Raw genomic sequence first — 16,281 nt, 5'->3', positions numbered from 1 at the left:
ATCCTTATTGAGGAATATCGATGTACTTACCTACGATTATTTTTGTGCTTTTGAGTTCATTAAACTCCATTAAATCTTTGATTGAGATCTTATATTTTCTAGCTATTCCACCCAGCGTATCTCCAGGTTTAATCTTGTGGGTAATAATTGTTGAGTAGGAGTATAAATTATCTGTGTTGATTGGGTATTTTTTTAAAACATCAGGTGACGCCGGAATTAAAATAATTTTATTTTTAAGAGTTTGATTGCTCCTTAATTGATTAATCTTAATTAATTCTTTTATATCAATATTAAATTTTTTAGCCACATGGTTTACCTTTTCTCCTTTGATTGGCGTGTAGGTAATCCAGTTGGTAAGTGGATCCTTATGATCTTCCAAATTTTTCAAAAATGTATCAACGCTGTCAACAGGTAAAAGTATATCTTGAGCACCAAAGTGTGCTTTCATTAAGGGTCGATTATGCTCAGCATTCAATAGTTGGAACTCTTCATAGGGAATATCAGCTAACTCAGCTGCTATATGCGTATCCATTTCATCAGGAACATTAACGACTTGGAAATAAGGTTTATCTGGAATATCTTTAATATACAGTTGAAATCTTTCAGGGTCTTGAATAATTTTTTTTACCGCTAACAATTTTGGTACATAATTTTTTGTTTCTTTGGGAAGCCTCAAAGAATAATAATCTGTTGGTTTTTTCCTTTTTTTATTTCTTAGGATAGCTCTTTTTACTCGACCTTCACCTGCGTTATAAGCTGCCAAAGCTAGTTCCCAGGACCCAAAAAGATTGTGAAGTTGTTCAAGGTAATCTAAGGCAGCATTAGTTGAGTCAATAATATTCCTCCGCTTATCTCTCCACCAGTCCTGCTCAAGCCCGAATAATTTTCCAGTTGAAGGAATAAACTGCCACACTCCTACTGCTTTTTGCCTAGATTTGGCAACTGGATTGTAAGCGCTTTCAATCATAGGCAGGAGCGCTATTTCCATTGGCATATTTCTTTTTTCGACCTCTTCAACCACATGAAATAAATAGCGGGATGATCTTTCGACCATCCTCTCAACATACTCGGGCCTAGATTGGTACCATTTGATATAATTTTTAACTCTTCTGTTATCAATATCTTTAATAGCAAATCCATTTTGTATTCTTTCCCAGAGATTTTTATCTCCCTCAATATAGTGGATAGTTTCCTCATTACCTGGGACTGGATCGTCAAACAATTCAAGAGTTACACCCTCAGCATTTTCAATTGTGGATGGGAATTCAAAAGAGTTTGAGAAAAGAGAAGGGCTTGTGAGTAGTGAAAAAAACAGTAATATATATTTCATTAAAATAGGTCTTTTGCTTCTCTTAATTTTTTAAATTCTTCATATGAAGAGTTTAGGAAAGGATTAGATTCTAACTCATCCTTCAGTAAAGAGGGTAAAGTAATCATTGATTTTGATAGATTTTGGTATTTATTTTCATAAAACGCATTATATTTAAAATAATTTTTTAAAAATTCAAGATTTTTTAGGGTGTATTCATGGGTGCAATATACCTTTGATTCAGGATCAATTAGCTTGAATTTTTTTAGGCTGTCATACATTTGCCTAAAAGTCCCTTCAAAAATTCTTCCACATCCAAAACTAAACAAAGTATCACCGCAAAATAAAAGTTTATTGCCATGATAAATGATGTGCTCCAAGGTGTGTCCTGGAACTTCCATCACAGAAAATTCTAATGTGTTGTTGAAAAGCTGAATTTTGCAACCTTCCTGGACTAGATGGTATTTGAAATTAAATTTTTCATGATATGGAGCATATATTGGCACGTTAAATTGATTAATAATCCCATTTATACCACCGATATGATCATGGTGATGATGCGTTATGAGTATTGCTGTTAAATCAAGATTATTCTTTTGGTGGTAATTTAAAACCGGATCAGATAACCCAGGATCAATCACTACAGTCTTTTTGTCATGAATGATTGTCCAAATGTAGTTATCATTTAGAATAGGGATAGGAACAACATTTAACATTAATTAATTATAAACTTAAAAATGAGTTGGTTTGAAACAAAAAGAGGCTCAGATTTATTGTTGTTAGAGCAAAAAATTCTCGATCAATTATTCGATCATCTGTTTGGATATAACATCGTCCAAATTGGAAATCATCGATCACTGATTGAAAATTCTCGATTTAAGAATAAATACACACGCAAGCAAATTCAATTTGATGCTGAACAAATACCATTTGAATCTGACACTATTGATTGCATTGTTCTGCCTCATCAAAATACAGAGGACGAGAGAATATTGTCTGAAGTGTATCGTACATTGATGCCTCATGGCCATGCAATATTTATAAACTTTAATCCATGGAGCCCAATAGGATTAAGAACTTTTTTTTCAATGAGCTCAGAGGAGCCGTGGAATCATAATCTTGAAAGTTTCACCTCTTTTCAAAATAAATTATTAAAACAAGACTTTGAAATTGTGAATGGTAAATTTTTTGGATATCACCCACGTTTTAAGTCAGCATCAAATAAGTCAAGGTGGGATAAAATTGGCGACCGTTGGTTTCCTTTGTTTGCAAATATTTATTTAATCGTTGTGCGCAAAAAAATATTTACTATGACCCCAATTAAACCATCGTGGAATGGTAAAATTCAAAGAAATCAAGTCAAAGTAAAAGAAACCTATGAGCTTTAAAATTTATACTGATGGATCTTGCCATGGCAACCCTGGACCAGGAGGTTGGGCATTTATAGTTGTTGCGAATGATGAGGTTGTAAAAGAAAAGTCCGGCTCCATGGAAAAAACCACAAATAATCAAATGGAATTATCTGCAGCGATCGAAGGACTTTTTTACTTTAATGAACATATTGAATCAAAAGAAGTTGAGTTATTTACTGATTCTAAGTACGTAATTGATGGGATTAATTCTTGGATCCATGGATGGAAGAAAAATAATTGGATAACATCCACAAAAAAACCAGTTAAAAATGAAGAACTATGGAAGACCTTAGATGAATTAAATTCAAGATTGATAGTAAGTTGGAATTGGGTTAAAGGCCATAGCGGGGATGTTTTTAATGAAAAGGTAGACCTTTTGGCTAATAATGCAACAGTTGGAGATTGTTTACTGTGAGACAGATATTTCTTGATACCGAAACGACAGGTCTTGATCCCGCTCAGGGACATCGCATTATCGAGATTGCTGCTGTTGAAATGATCAATCGTCAGGTCACGAACAATCAATTTCATGTATATATCAATCCAGAAAGAGAGATTGATGAGGCTGCACAGGAAGTGCATGGACTTACACTGGAATTTCTTTCTGATAAGCCCAGTTTTGAATCTATTTCTGAAAAATTTATTAACTTTATTGCTGATGCTGAATTGATCATTCACAACGCTCCATTCGATATTGGCTTTTTAAATATGGAGTTGGGAAGAATAAAAAAAGGAGTTGTTGAAGATTATGCTGAGGTCATTACCGATTCATTGGTTATGGCTAGAGAGTTGAGACCTGGGCAAAGAAATAACTTAGATGCCTTATGCAGGCATTATGGCGTTGATAATTCGGAAAGAAATTTGCACGGTGCATTGCTTGATTCACTTTTGCTCGCAGAGGTCTTTATTGGCATGACCAGGGGGCAAGAAGCTTTAGAAATTGATTTTAATAATCAAGAGAAATTATCGATCGACTTTGATAAAGATATCCTAAATAAATTAAAAATAGTTAATGCCAGTCAAGAAGAGGCTGAGCTGCATCGAGAGTACTTAAAAAAAATTAAACACTAAGTTGATGATGATGCATCAGCCCAGTTGTTTGGCGTCTCATAGAGACGAACGAGACTTGGCTTAATTTTTCCATCAAACTTATCCTTAAAAGCTGCCTCAAGCATTTGAAATGCAATCAATGCCATATTTTCAGCAGTAGGGACTCTGTCTAAGATCACTGTTTTGTGATCTTTAATTTGATTTAAAAAATTGAGAACTTCTACATCTTTCTTATACACAATAAATGCATGATCCCAGGGATCTACGATGGTAGACCTTATTAATTCTTTTGCATCCTTAAAATCTAAAACCATGCCAAAGTCTGATAGATTCTCTTGTTGAATAATTTCTCCACTCAACGAAACTTCAATAGCGTATCGGTGACCATGTAAATTTCTACATGTCGATTTATGGTTTGGAATCCTATGACCCGCATCAAATTCCATTCTTGAAGTAATTATCATTTTGCAACCAAAGCTTTAATTCTAGCCATTGCAGGTGGGTGACTATCATAAAAGTTAGAGTAAAGTTTGTCTGGGGTCAATGTTGAAGCATTATCCCTATAAAGCTTAATAAGTGACTCCTTTAAATCTTTAGCAGGTGTAAATTTACATGCATAGGCATCCGCTTCATATTCATTTTTTCTAGAGTAATGCGCCATAAAAGGCCTCACAAAAAATAAAAATAAAGGTGAAATAAGAAAAAACAGAAGGAGCGCAATTGCGTTTGTTTGGCTTTCAACACCCAGCCCTAAGTAAAACCAATCATTTGACTTGAGAAAATCTAAAAAATAAAGGCCTATGAACGACAGGACAAAGAGAAAAACGATTCTCTTCTTCACATGGTTATGTGCAAAATGACCTAACTCATGAGCTAAAACTGCCAAGATTTCATTGGGTGAAAGTTTCTCAAGCAGTGTATCAAAAAATACAATCCTTTTTGCTTTGCCAAATCCAGTGAAATAAGCATTTCCATGGGTGCTTCTTAATGATCCGTTCATTACAAATAAGCCATCAGATTCAAAGCCGCATTTTTTTAGGAGTTGTTCAATTTTTGCTTTTAGTTTTTTATCTTCCATAGGTTTAAACTTATTAAAAATAGGCGCTATGTACAGGGGGTATATTGCCAACATGGTTACGTTGAAAATTGATAGAAAAATCCACAACCAGAACCACCAATAATCTCCAAGGTTACCAAAAATCCAAAGTGCGACAAAAATAACTGGCAACATAATGACAATTGACACCAGACTTTGTTTAATTAAATCAGACAAATATAAGGAGAAGGTCATTTTATTGAACCCAAATTTTTCGTCAATCACAAATGTTTTGATTAGGCCTAAGGGAGCTTCAATGATGCTGGATAGAATAATTACTGAAAAGATCAATACTACCCCTTGTAAAATTTCATTATCAGAAAATTGCAAAGCAAGTTCATTGATGCAATTGATTAAACCACCAAGGGTAAGTATGTATAAGAAAACCCCTTGAACTATAAAACCGAGTATATTAATTTTTGCTTTAGCAGAAGTGTACAATGCTGCTTTTTTGTGATCTTTTGGTTTTACGATTTTTTTGAAGTCATTTGGAACTGCATTTTGATTCTTCAGGGCACTAGCATTTTGTCTGATTGATAGGTAGATCTCTGTCAATGTAGAGAGAATCAGTAAAAATAAAAAAATATATGTAAAAGTCATTATTGTATTCGGTATCTAAAATCAGCATTTTAAAGTAAAAGAAATGTTAAAGTTATATATGTATTCAATTGTTTAAATTTTAATGGAAATCATGACAAAACATAACAACAACCTAATATGGATTGATATGGAAATGACAGGATTAAATCCAGCAACAGATAAGATCATAGAGGTTGCAGTTATCGTTACCGACCCTCATTTAGAAGTGATTGCTGAAGCCCCAGTTTATGTCATAAAACAATCTAATGAGCTATTGGATTCTATGGACGCATGGAACATAAATACACACTCAAAGTCTGGATTAATAGATAAAGTAAAGCAATCTGATATTACAGAAGATGTGGCTGAGCGTGAGCTAATTAATTTTTTAAGCCATTACATAGATAAAAATAAATCACCAATGTGTGGAAATTCGATATGCCAAGATAGACGATTTATGGCAAATTATATGCCTCAACTGGAGTCATACTTCCATTACAGAAACTTAGATGTCAGCGTTTTTAAAGAACTCGCTAAAAGATGGAAAACAAGCCTTCTTGGACAATTTAAAAAGTCGGCCAAGCATGAAGCGTTAGCGGATATCAAAGAATCAATTGAAGAATTAAAATTTTATCGTGAACATTTCCTAAGGCTTGATAGTGAATAACCTTTATCAATTTTTTATCATTGGTTTATTTGCTTCCTTTGGAGCCATGCTACGGTATTTTTTAGTTTTACTATTCCCGTTTAATTTTTTTATTATGAATGGTGTTCTGATCGCCAATATCGTGGGTTGTTTTTTAATAGGGATCGTTTTGTATCTTGATTCACAATATCAGATTATGAGCCAAGCTATAAAGCTTGGGATTGTAGTTGGATTCTTGGGCAGTTTGACAACATTTTCAAGCTTTGGAGCTCAGTTTTTTAGTTTTGTTGAAGAAAAGCTTTTTTTAAAAGCTTTTCTTCATGTTTCTATCACGGTTTTTTTGTCTCTAGTATCTATTTATCTAGGATACTGGTTAATGAGTTTACTTCTCAGCCGTTTTTTTAGTTGATTTCTTTGGAGCCGATGTCTTTGCCTTAGCTGTTTTGGTTGATTTCTTTGGAGCATCTTTCGTCTCAACCATTACCAACTTTTCAGTTTTTTTAGGCGCTGTCTTTTCACTCTTGGCCCAAGAAGCCTTTTTCCTGCGAGCAGGTTTTTTTACTTGACCATCTAGAGGGGCATCCTGATTAGACTTTTTCTCTGTTTCGACTAACTTTAACCCAACATCCGCAAGATTTACATCTTTTAGCTCCTCAGCTTTTTTCTTAGACTGATTTCCCTTAGGCTTAACTTTCGGTTTATTAACAGAATCTGAATTTTTATCACTATTTTTTTCAACATCGATAGGAGTTTCAACCATAACCATTTCTGGTTTTTTGTTTACATTTTCCTGATTTTGTTGATTTGATCTGTAGTTTCGTGAGCGATTATTTCTCCTTCTTCTGTTATTTCTGTATGGTTTTTTATTGCCTTCGCTCTCCTCTAGATCCTTTGATGGTTCTTTATTGCTATCTGAAGCAGTTTCTGAAGACTCTTCGGTGGTATCGTCGCTAGCAATCAATCCCTTTATAAATCCAAAAAGTGATTTATTTTTAGACTTTCTAGATCTTTTTTCCGGCATCACACCTTTAACAGCAGGAATCTGCTTATCTTTTGTTTCATGATCGTTGTCATCAAGGTTCTCAACATCAGGAATGTCCACTTCTTGATAACTTAACTCTTTTTTGTTGCCTAAATCTGATGACGTAATCTTGAATTGAGGAACATCAAAGTATTTGTTAGCAATAATAAATATTTTATTATTTCCCTCTGATTCAGTTTGAATAATGATTTCTCTCTTTTCGTTTAAGAGGAAGGTTGCAACATCAACAGGAACCTGAACTGAAATTTTTTGCCCTTGTTTTTTGTTAGATTGTTCCTGAATCATTCTGATTACATGTAAGGCAGATGACTGGAAGTCACGAATCCGACCTGTCCCATTACACTTTGGACATTCTCCGTTGCTCGTTTCACCAATGCTTGGCCTTAAGCGTTGTCTAGAGAGTTCCATTAATCCAAATCTTGATATTCGACCAATTTGAATTCTCGCTTTATCATGCTTAAGAGCATCCCTGAGGCACTCTTCAACCTCTCTTTGATGTTTTGGATTTTCCATATCGATAAAGTCAACAACAATCAAACCACCAATGTCTCGGAGTCTTAATTGTTTGGCAACCTCTTTTGCAGCTTCAAGGTTGGTATTGAAAGCTGTATTTTCTATATCTCTACCCTTGGTTGATCTACTCGAGTTAACATCAATAGATACTAATGCTTCCGTATGATCAATGACGATCACTCCGCCTGATGGAAGCTGAACTTCTCTTAGGAATGCAGATTCAATTTGATTTTCAATATTAAATTTTGAAAAGAGGGCAGTGCTTTCTTCATACAGTTGGATACGATCTGCATAATCAGGCATCACATGGTTCATGAATTGAGATGCTTGATCATAGATATCTTGATTATCTATTAAGATTTCTTCAATATCCGTATTGAAGTAATCTCTAATAGCCCTTATGACAAGATTGCTTTCTTGATAAATCAGGAAGGGACCCTCTTGCTGACCAGACGCTTCTTGAATGGCTTCAGATAATTGTGTTAGGTAATCAAGATCCCATTGAATTTCTTCAACATTGACACCGATACCAGCGGTGCGACCAATAACGCTCATACCTTTTTTTACTTTTAATTGGGAAAGCACTTCCTTGAAGTTGAGTCTTTCATCTCCTTCAATCCTTCTAGAAATTCCTCCGCTGTCAGAACTATTTGGCATTAAAACAATATATCTGCCGGCTAGGGATAGAAAGGTTGTCAGGGCAGCTCCTTTGTTGCCGCGCTCCTCTTTAGAAACCTGCACAATTACTTCTTGTCCTTCATTGATTACATCGGCAATGGACAAGTTTTTTTTGCGGGATTTTTTCGAATAAAATTCTTTTGCGATTTCTTTAAAAGGAAGGAAACCGTGTCGATCGACACCATAATTTACGAAAGCTGCTTCAAGTGAAGGCTCAACCCTTGTAATTGTGCCCTTATAGATATTACTCTTTCTTTGCTCCCTAGTGCTTCTTTCATAGTCTAGGTCTTCAATGGTAGAGTTGTTAATGATTGCTACACGTATTTCTTCAGATTGAGTTGCATTAAATAGCATCCTCTTCATTATCATATCTCCTTATAGATTAAGAAGATTCAGATAGGAATATTTTTAAGCTTTTTAAATTTTTATTGAAAAGCTTAATTAAAATTCTAATATCAAAAATCTTATTTAAAAATTGCAACTCTTAACATCTATTCGTAAATGGGGTTACAATCTTTCATGTTCATGTTCAAAAAAATTCTTTAAAATCAACTATTTTGATTTAAAGACTACACTAAGAGTATAGGGTAAAACGGATAAAAAGAAAACAATTAGATGCAGAATAAGCAAATTCAATATATAGATATAGATGAGTCATCTGAAGACCAACGGATTGATAATTTTTTATTTAAAACATTTAAAGATGTTCCAAAAAACCACATATTCAAAATTATTCGCAATGGGGAGGTAAGGGTAAATAAGAAAAGAATAAAAACTCTTTATAAGTTAAAAATTCATGATGTCGTCAGAATCCCTCCGATTGAATTTATTGAAAAAAAAGAAAGAAAACCTTCTAGCAAATTTAAACCACATATTATTTTTGAAGACGAATGGCTGTTGGTGGTTGATAAGCCAAGCGGCCTGGCTGTGCATGGAGGGAGCGGGATTGATTTTGGCTTAATTGAACGCATGAGACATTTAAAGTCTGAATATAAATTTCTAGAGTTAGTGCATCGCATAGATAAAAATACCTCCGGTGTTATTGTTATAGCAAAAAAAAGATCCGCTCTAAGGTCAATGCAAGAACTTTTTCGAAATAAAAAAATTAAAAAAAATTATCTTGTGGCAGTCAAAGGTAATTGGGATTCCAAAAAGAAAGAAGTAAGTCTTCGATTGGAAAAAAAACAAACACCTGAGGGTCATCATGTAAATGTGGTAGAAGATCCTCTGAAGGGAAAATTATCCAAATCAATTTTTTATCTTGTTAAACAAATACAGAACAAATCATTATTGTCTGCACAAATAATAACTGGTAGAACACATCAAATTCGAGTTCAGCTTGCTTTCTTGGGCTTCCCAGTGCTTGGTGATGACAAGTACGGTGACTTTGCACTTAATAAAAAATTACACTCAAGTGGCTTAAAAAGAATGTTTCTTCATGCTCATAAGTTATCCTTTTTTCATCCATTTACTAACGAAAAAGTGGAGCTTACTGCAGATTTACCACTAGAGCTTGGGAAATTTTTTGATGAATAGATTAATTATTTTTGATTGGGATGGAACAATCGTTGATAGCACTTCACATATCGTTGAATCGATTAATAAGGCGTGCTCCACATTATACAAACAAACTTTTGAGGAAAAACAGATTAAGTCAGTTATTGGGTTAAGTCTTCCTTTTGCTTTTAAAAATCTAACGGGTTTGGAATCTCAAGCAGAATTTAATGAGTTTGCTGACTTATACAAAAAACTTTATATCATTGAGCGGCCAAGACCATTTGATGGCGTGGTTCTAGGTTTTGATCGCTTAAAAAAAAATAATTTTACTCTGGCTGTTGCTACCGGGAAAAGTCGACGTGGACTAGATAATGATTTTACAGCTTATGATTTGGGGAAGTATTTTAGCGACTCAAAAACTGCTGATGAATGTTTTTCTAAACCCCATCCCCAGATGATTGAAGAGATATACACAAATCTAATGTTTGATCACACATCCGTGACAATGGTGGGAGATTCACTAATGGACCAAAATATGGCAAAGAATGCCCATGTTAGCTTTGTTGGAGTAAATTATGGTGCAAGCTCACCGGGAGATTTCGATGATTATGGAAATTTCTTTGCTGACTCTCCCGTGGCTTTATTTGACTGGTTATTAAATAATGCCTAAGTCAATTATTTTTGAAAAAAATGAAATAATAAATTCAGTTACAAAGGCTGTTAAATCATATGTATCCAATGAAACATCAATATTTGTTGTTTATTATGAAGGCGAATTTCATGCCTACATTAACCAATGTCAACATCTACCAGTTGAGCTTGACTGGGATGAGGTACATTTTTTCGATGAAACAGAAAAATTTTTGATATGCGCAACCCATGGCGCCGTATACGATCCAAAAACCGGCCATTGCCTTTCCGGCCCGTGCAAGTCAAAATACCTAAAAAAATTAGAGGTTATTGAGAGAAATTATAAAATTGAGGTAATTTACGATGACAGTAAAAAATAAAGACCAAGAAGTTAAAGACCAGGCGCTGAATACGTTATTAAACAATATCTTCCTTGAAAATAGAAGGAGTCGCAGATGGAGTAACTTTTTTAAAATTGTTACCTTCTTATACCTTTTCATCCTTCTTTTTATATTCCTTAGTAAACCTGGCGATCAGATAAATACGTCTGGAGATTTTACAGCCTTAGTCAAACTAAATGGCATAATCTCCTCTGAGTCTGAGATTAATGCAGAGGATGCAATAAAAAGCTTACAAAAGGCAATGAAAAATGATGGCACAAAAGGACTCATTATTAGTATTAATAGCCCAGGTGGAAGCCCAGTCCAGTCTGCAATGATTAACGATGAAATTAAACGCCTTAAATTGATTTACCCTGAAAAGCCTATTAAGGTCGTTGTTGAAGATGTTTGTGCCTCAGGAGGATATTACATCGCAGTTGCTGCAGATGATATATATGCAAATAAATCAAGCATAGTTGGCTCGATTGGGGTCCTGATGAATGGTTTTGGCTTTGATCAAGCCATTGAAAAGTTAGGAATAGAAAGACGACTAATGACAGCAGGAAAAAATAAAGGAATTCTTGATCCATTCCAGCCTATAGACCCTACTCACAGAAAACATGTACAACAACTTCTCGATGAAGTACATCAGCAATTTATCACTGCAGTCAAAGAGGGCAGAGGGGATCGATTATCTGAGGACCAGTCAATATTCTCAGGGTTGTTTTGGAATGGTGAGTCAGCATACAAATTGGGATTGATTGATGGCTTTGGGACGGTATCATCAATTGCAAAAGATGTAATTGGTTATGAAAAAGTGATTGATTTCACGACTTATGAAACCTTTGCTGATCGCTTTGCAAAAAAACTAGGGGCTGGCATTGGCAGTGTGTTACACAGTCAAGTAATAAATAAAAATTATCAATTAAATTAATTATTTAGCAATTTTTTTTAATGTAATCTATCAGATTATTCGTTGAGGCATCAAAACAGCTAGTCGTCTTTTCACCTTGAATTTTAGGTAAAACGAGGCGGGCGATTTGCTTGCCATATTCAACTCCCCATTGGTCAAATGAATTAATATTCCATATGATGCCTTGAACAAATATTTTGTGTTCATAGAGCGCTATTAGCTTACCTAGATTTTTTGGCGTAAGCTTTTCGAACAGGATAGTATTGCTTGGTCTATTTCCTTCGAACGATCGATGAGGTAGTAAAGAGGATATTTCTTGATCACTTAATCCTGAATTAATGAGCTCAGACCGAGCTTCATCAATAGTTTTACCCATCATTAACGACTGTGATTGAGCAAGAAGATTGGACATCAAGATTTTATGATGAAGATTCTTTTTATCTCCAGGGTTGTAGTGAGATTTTATGGGCATAATAAAATCACATGGTACAAACTGCGTTCCTTGATGAATCAATTGGTAGAAGGCGTGTTGTCCATTTGTGCCTGACTCACCCCATATAACTGGACCTGTCTCTAAGCATACTCGGTTGCCATCTCGATCAATAAACTTACCATTACTTTCCATGTCTGCTTGCTGCAAATAAGATGGCAGCAAGGACAGCCCTTGATCATAAGGAAGAATAGCTTGTGTGTTGAATTTAAAGAAATTGTTATACCAAATGCCAATTAAAGCCATCTGAATTGGCATATTTTTTTCTATTGGGGCATGAAGAAAATGTTGATCCATCTCATAAGCACCACTTTGAAGATCTTTAAAATTTTCAAAACCTAAGTAAATGGAGATTGACAACCCAATTGATGACCATAAAGAGTATCTTCCACCAACCCAATCCCAAAAAATAAACATATTTTCTTCGTTTATGCCAAATTCTTTTACTTTTTCGGTATTAGTAGATACGGCAACAAAATGTTGACTGATGGCATTATTATTTTTTGCATGATTTAAAAACCAATGTCGAGCAGAAAAAGCATTGGTCATCGTTTCTTGGGTGGTAAAAGTTTTGGAGGCAACTATAAAGAGGGTGGTTTCAGGGTCACACTGTTCAAGCGTTAATGCTAAGTCTGCACCATCTACATTTGACACAAAATGAATATGTAAATTTTTTTGTGAATATGGCTTTAACGCTTTACATACCATTGCAGGACCTAAGTCAGAACCACCGATTCCGATATTTACGATCGTATTTATTTTTTTTCCAGTAAACCCTTTCCAGGATCCATCATTAATAGAATTACTAAAGTTCTCAACCTGCTTTAAAACTTTTATAACTTCTGGTTTAACATCAACACCATCAACGACAATGGGATCAATGTCTTGCGAACGAAGTGCTGTATGAAGAACGGCACGATCTTCTGTTGTGTTTATTTTCTCTCCACTAAATTGTCTAGCTCTCCAACCTTCTACATCAGCTTTAATAGCTAATTTGTTAAGAAGGTCTAAGGTTTTGTCATTTATTCTATTTTTTGAAAAATCAAATAAAAAATCATCCAATGCTAGATGAAATTTTTCAAAACGCTGCTCGTCTTCTTTAAACAGGTCGCGCATCTGAACATTTTTGATATTGTCAAAATGTTTTTTTAGGTCTTGCCACTCGTTAGAGTCAATTATTTTCGTCATTTATAAATGTTAATTTAGGTGAGTAAAATTGAAAGCGCTATTATAGCAAAAAAATATTTTATTTCTTCGCTTCTTGTTCGCTTATTGCCCATAAAACATGTTCTTTGATTAAATTTGACGGATCCTCACTTCGTTTCATTAAAGCGTCTAAAATATTTTGATCATGGTCTGCGTTACCAAGAGCAATTGCGACATTACTAATCCATTTTTCATAACCAATCCGCTTGATGGCGCTTCCATTGAAGTATTCATTAAAACGGTGGTTATCCATCAAAAAACAGTCCATAAGAGAAATGTTATTTAACTTATGTCTTACAAAAAAATCTATTTCAGTACTTTTCTTAGCAAATTTATTCCATGGACAGATAATCTGACAATCATCACAGCCATATATTCGATTACCAATTTTTCTCCTAAAGCTTATAGGAATTGTGCCTTTATGTTCAATTGTCCAGTAGGAGATACACTTAGATGCATTTAGATAGTAAGGTTTTTCAATGGCCTGGGTGGGACAAATGTCAATACAGGCTGAGCAAGAGCCGCAGTGATTTGTGCTACTTGTTTGATTGAAAACTAATGGAGCGTTCGTATATAGTTCACCAAGAAAGAACCACGAGCCATTATTCTTGTTGAGTAATAATGTATTTTTTCCACGCCAACCCAGGCCAGCCTGAGTCGCAATCTCAATTTCTGGGCTTGGTGCTGAATCAGTTATCGCTCTGTATTTAAAATCAAAATTACTTTCTGAGATTATAGATTTAATCAAACTGCCAAAGTGATTAAGTTTTTTCTTTAATGTCTTGTGATAATCCTTTCCAAGAGCATAGCGGGCTATGTAGGCTTTATCTTTTTGATTAATTAAGTTAATAAGATTTTCGTTAAGTGGAAGATAATCAAGCCTAACACTGATGATACTTTTGGTGTTTGCCAAAATATTCTCAGGATCAAATTTAATGTCTTGATGATCTTCGAGATAAGACATGGCGCCATGATTTTTAGCGTCAATCCACTCTTTATACAGCCCCTGGTTTTGATTAATTACGGTATCAGATATTCCTACATCATTAAATCCTAGTTCTTTACCAGTGGCTATAATTTTTTTTGATATATCTTTCCAATAAGCCTTATCTAACATGAAAAAAAATAATAAACTATGAAGTAATGGATCATACACATCATATCTGCAAATCTGAGGAAGATACAAAAAAAGTTGCCGAACTTGTCGCACCCCAGCTCAAAGCGGGCATGGTTATTTTCCTCAAGGGTGAGCTTGGAGCTGGAAAAACTACATTAGTGAGATATTTACTAAAGTCTTTGGGTTACCGGGATAAAGTAAAGAGCCCAACTTACAATCTTGTAGAAACGCATCAATTAAAAAATCTGACTGTACATCATTTTGACCTATACCGTTTTGGATGTCCTGAGGAATGGTTTAGTGGTGGATTTGATGATTACTTAATCACAGAAAATACGATTTCTATTATTGAGTGGCCTGAAAAAATTAAGGGTGTGAATATTAAACCTGATATAGAGATCAATATCTCAACTGAGCAACTTGATTTCAGAATAATGGACATTTGTTTCAAAGAAGAGGCTGGTAATGCCGTTATTTAGAGTTTGTTTTAGCATTCTGTTAGCTTTTTTTATAACAAATGTGTTTGCGGATGTGCAAACTCGTGTGTGGCCATCCAATGAATATACGAGATTTACTATTGAATCCACTGACTACATAAAAAATGATCAATCAATTTTAAAAAATCCAGATCGCGTGGTTATTGATTTGAAAAGTATCAATATAAACAATAATTTAAAAGATTTATCTAAGGTAGATTTTAAGGAAAATTCATCTATTTCCGGGGTGCGTGTAGCACAGTATGACCCTAGTACAGTGCGTATTGTGGTCGATTTGCGTCATGAGTCTAAAATTAAAATCTTCAGTTTAAAACCTATCAAATCATACGGCCATCGTCTTGTTGTCGATGTCTATCATGAGGAAGATGAAATTGCACATTTATTAAAACAATTGCAGGCTAAGGCAAGTGATGATCAAAAAGATAATACTCAAAAGGTTAAAGATGAAAAAACCAACTTAACCATTAAAGAAGAATCCAAGGATGCTCAGCCAAAAGTGGCTGAACAGGTTAAAATCGTTGTGGCAATTGATGCTGGGCATGGCGGAGAGGACCCTGGTGCAAGAGGATCATCGGGTACAAAAGAAAAAGACATCACCCTGGCCATTGCGAAGAAATTACGAGATGCGATTAATAAAGAGCCAAACCTGCAAGGGGTTTTAATTCGTGATGGCGATTATTTTGTCCCATTGGCAAAAAGAGTTGCCAAAGCTAGAAAGCTTGAGGCTGATCTATTTGTGTCAATTCATGCGGATGCTTTTACAAAGAAATCTGTGAAAGGATCCTCCGTATTTGCTTTGTCCGAGAGAGGGGCTTCAAGTGCATTTGCTAAATTTATAGCTAATAAAGAAAATGAGTCAGATTTGATTGGCGGGGTCAGTATTGATGATAAGCATCCAGTTTTGGCGCAAACTTTACTCGATTTGTCTTTAAGTGCGACGATTAATGATTCAATGAAATTGGGACGGTATGTTTTAGATGAGATGGGCAAGGTGAATACATTACATAAAAAATATGTGGAGCAAGCTGGTTTTGCAGTTCTAAAAGCTCCGGATATCCCATCTATACTTGTCGAGACTGCATTTATAAGTAATCCAAAGGAGGAAAAAAACCTCAGGTCAGAAAGCTTTCAAATTAAACTAGCTGAAAGTGTGGTAAAGGGTATCAAAACATACCTTAAAACAGGCGCCAACCTTGCCTTCTTTTATGAGTCTGAACAGTGAAACA

The 16,281-nt window shown here is 34.8% G+C and carries 16 protein-coding genes and 2 pseudogenes; 11 read left to right on the top strand and 7 right to left on the bottom strand.

The window, feature by feature from the left end:
• Nucleotides 1–4: 4 nt before the first annotated feature.
• On the bottom strand, nt 5–1,330 hold the full coding sequence (locus UZ34_03475) for a murein transglycosylase (GenBank protein ID AKO64482.1): 1,326 nt from the start codon (nt 1,328–1,330) through the stop codon (nt 5–7).
• 53 nt (nt 1,331–1,383) lie between these two features.
• Nucleotides 1,384–2,025: pseudogene (locus UZ34_03470) on the bottom strand (hypothetical protein).
• 21 nt (nt 2,026–2,046) lie between these two features.
• Between UZ34_03470 and UZ34_03465 the strand changes: the two are divergent.
• Genes UZ34_03465 through UZ34_03455 form a run of 3 tightly spaced genes read left to right on the top strand, consistent with a single transcriptional unit; the run spans nt 2,047 to nt 3,792 of the window.
• Nucleotides 2,047–2,697: a hypothetical protein gene (locus UZ34_03465; protein AKO64481.1), complete on the top strand. Its 651-nt coding sequence runs from the start codon at nt 2,047–2,049 to the stop codon at nt 2,695–2,697.
• On the top strand, nt 2,687–3,136 hold the full coding sequence (gene rnhA / locus UZ34_03460) for a ribonuclease H (GenBank protein ID AKO64480.1): 450 nt from the start codon (nt 2,687–2,689) through the stop codon (nt 3,134–3,136). Before UZ34_03465 ends, rnhA begins: the two co-directional genes overlap by 11 nt.
• Complete coding sequence (locus UZ34_03455; protein AKO64479.1) at nt 3,133–3,792, top strand: DNA polymerase III subunit epsilon; 660 nt, start codon at nt 3,133–3,135, stop codon at nt 3,790–3,792. The genes rnhA and UZ34_03455 overlap by 4 nt, the downstream gene beginning before the upstream one ends.
• Here UZ34_03455 and UZ34_03450 read toward each other — a convergent pair.
• On the bottom strand, nt 3,789–4,235 hold the full coding sequence (locus tag UZ34_03450; GenBank protein ID AKO64478.1) for a 6-carboxy-5,6,7,8-tetrahydropterin synthase: 447 nt from the start codon (nt 4,233–4,235) through the stop codon (nt 3,789–3,791). The two genes, UZ34_03455 and UZ34_03450, sit on opposite strands and share 4 nt — an antisense overlap.
• Nucleotides 4,232–5,467, bottom strand: coding sequence for a peptidase M48 (locus tag UZ34_03445; protein AKO64477.1), 1,236 nt, complete (start codon nt 5,465–5,467; stop codon nt 4,232–4,234). The genes UZ34_03450 and UZ34_03445 overlap by 4 nt, the downstream gene beginning before the upstream one ends.
• A gap of 82 nt (nt 5,468–5,549) precedes the next feature.
• On the opposite strand from UZ34_03445, the gene UZ34_03440 reads away from it, so the two are divergent.
• A complete protein-coding gene (locus UZ34_03440) occupies nt 5,550–6,113 on the top strand; it encodes an oligoribonuclease (GenBank protein ID AKO64476.1) in 564 nt (187 codons plus the stop codon).
• Nucleotides 6,114–6,129: 16 nt separating this feature from the next.
• A complete protein-coding gene (locus UZ34_03435) occupies nt 6,130–6,501 on the top strand; it encodes a hypothetical protein (GenBank protein AKO65150.1) in 372 nt (123 codons plus the stop codon).
• On the opposite strand, the gene UZ34_03430 is transcribed toward UZ34_03435, so the two are convergent.
• On the bottom strand, nt 6,475–8,688 hold the full coding sequence (locus UZ34_03430; GenBank protein AKO64475.1) for a ribonuclease E: 2,214 nt from the start codon (nt 8,686–8,688) through the stop codon (nt 6,475–6,477). The genes UZ34_03435 and UZ34_03430 overlap by 27 nt on opposite strands.
• A 252-nt stretch (nt 8,689–8,940) precedes the next feature.
• Between UZ34_03430 and UZ34_03425 the strand changes: the two genes are divergently transcribed.
• The 4 genes and pseudogenes from UZ34_03425 to UZ34_03410 all read left to right on the top strand — a co-directional run bounded on the left by UZ34_03425 (nt 8,941) and on the right by UZ34_03410 (nt 11,766).
• Nucleotides 8,941–9,861 carry a pseudouridine synthase gene (locus UZ34_03425; GenBank protein ID AKO64474.1) on the top strand — a complete coding sequence of 307 codons (921 nt, stop codon included), beginning with the start codon at nt 8,941–8,943 and terminating at the stop codon, nt 9,859–9,861.
• Nucleotides 9,854–10,405, top strand: a pseudogene (locus UZ34_03420) (hypothetical protein). Before UZ34_03425 ends, UZ34_03420 begins: the two are co-directional and overlap by 8 nt.
• A gap of 79 nt (nt 10,406–10,484) precedes the next feature.
• Nucleotides 10,485–10,832, top strand: a complete 348-nt coding sequence (locus UZ34_03415) for a hypothetical protein (GenBank protein ID AKO64473.1) — start codon at nt 10,485–10,487, stop codon at nt 10,830–10,832.
• Complete coding sequence (locus UZ34_03410; protein ID AKO64472.1) at nt 10,816–11,766, top strand: peptidase S49; 951 nt, start codon at nt 10,816–10,818, stop codon at nt 11,764–11,766. The genes UZ34_03415 and UZ34_03410 overlap by 17 nt, the downstream gene beginning before the upstream one ends.
• Nucleotides 11,767–11,770: 4 nt before the next feature.
• Here the strand turns inward: UZ34_03410 and pgi are convergent, their stop codons facing one another.
• A complete protein-coding gene (gene pgi / locus UZ34_03405; GenBank protein AKO64471.1) occupies nt 11,771–13,423 on the bottom strand; it encodes a glucose-6-phosphate isomerase in 1,653 nt (550 codons plus the stop codon).
• Nucleotides 13,424–13,481: 58 nt separating this feature from the next.
• Nucleotides 13,482–14,558: a hypothetical protein gene (locus UZ34_03400; GenBank protein AKO65149.1), complete on the bottom strand. Its 1,077-nt coding sequence runs from the start codon at nt 14,556–14,558 to the stop codon at nt 13,482–13,484.
• Between the two features lie 26 nt (nt 14,559–14,584).
• Here UZ34_03400 and UZ34_03395 point away from each other — a divergent pair, with 26 nt between their 5' ends.
• Together UZ34_03395 and UZ34_03390 are read left to right on the top strand one after the other, a co-directional pair.
• Nucleotides 14,585–15,037: a hypothetical protein gene (locus tag UZ34_03395; GenBank protein ID AKO64470.1), complete on the top strand. Its 453-nt coding sequence runs from the start codon at nt 14,585–14,587 to the stop codon at nt 15,035–15,037.
• The gene (locus tag UZ34_03390) at nt 15,024–16,277 is read left to right on the top strand and encodes an N-acetylmuramoyl-L-alanine amidase (GenBank protein AKO64469.1); all 1,254 of its coding nucleotides are present in this window, start codon (nt 15,024–15,026) and stop codon (nt 16,275–16,277) included. The genes UZ34_03395 and UZ34_03390 overlap by 14 nt, the downstream gene beginning before the upstream one ends.
• Nucleotides 16,278–16,281: the final 4 nt, after the last annotated feature.

It is taken from the genome of Methylophilales bacterium MBRSF5 (assembly GCA_001044335.1).
GTDB lineage: Bacteria > Pseudomonadota > Gammaproteobacteria > Burkholderiales > Methylophilaceae > BACL14.
This window is presented reverse-complemented; position numbering and strand designations above follow the sequence as displayed.